The organism is Bartonella sp. AP57NXGY, assembly GCF_042195805.1.
In the GTDB taxonomy this organism is placed as follows: domain Bacteria; phylum Pseudomonadota; class Alphaproteobacteria; order Rhizobiales; family Rhizobiaceae; genus Bartonella.
Window position 1 is genome coordinate 1 of sequence record NZ_JBHIOZ010000430.1, and the last position, 884, is coordinate 884.

At 41.7% G+C, this 884-nt stretch carries 1 pseudogene; it reads right to left on the reverse strand.

Features of this window, described 5'->3' with window-relative positions:
• Positions 1-167: 167 nt before the first annotated feature.
• Positions 168-884 (reverse strand): annotated as a pseudogene (locus tag ACFIL8_RS11290) (hypothetical protein); the annotation flags it as partial.

An 884-nucleotide genomic window follows, 5' to 3' on the forward strand; every position in this document is an offset into this window, starting at 1 on the left:
CACTTGGATGTGGACCATCTTCCTCTGTTGCACCATTATTTCCTGTAACAGAACCACTTAGCCTTTCCTTATTCTTCGCGAAAAGCTCTTGAAGCTGTTCTGGTGTATAGTCACTTATATGCCCAATGACTCTTGTGTTTTTACGATTAATAAGAGGGGGGATTACTTCAGCCATTGGTTTGTTTCTCCTTAATGCGTCCATCACTATCAACGAACAACATGCCTTCCGGCAATGCTTCTATCTGTTTTTCTAGTGGATCATTTGACTGTGCATGATTTCCCTTATAAGCATCTTGCCCATAGGCGGCTCGAACGAGCTCGTTTGTTGCTTCTGCACCACCAAAAAGAATTGCGCGCGTTGCTGCATTGGATTTATTGAAAGTGTCAATAACTGTTTTTAAAGATTTCTTCATTTGCTCTGCAGAAAGATCTTGATACAGTGCTGCTACAGAGTTTTGCAATGCTTGCAATTCCATATTAGACAAATTCCCAAAGCCAGATGCGCCATTTGGTGAAAATGCTTTTGCTTTTCTCAAGGCATCAAGCCCGATACTTGCCTTCAATGAATCGAGCATATGCCCAAAATCTTTTGCCTTAGAATTAGGAAGGAACGACCCTATAGAACCCGTGAAACCAACAACATGCGGGTGTTCCTCAATAGTTTTTAGCAATTCTTTAGATGCTGAGAGTATACGATTTGACCTGTCTGCTGTTTCCAGAATTCGCATTTGCATTTGTTGGTTTTTACGCTCCTCCTCCTTCTGTTCTTGAATTAATTTATGTTCTGAACCACTGCCTGCAATTGGCACCGCACGTATGCCACCAAGTGCATTTTCATCCTTAACATACATATAACCTGATTCAGGCTTTGACAGCATGCCATC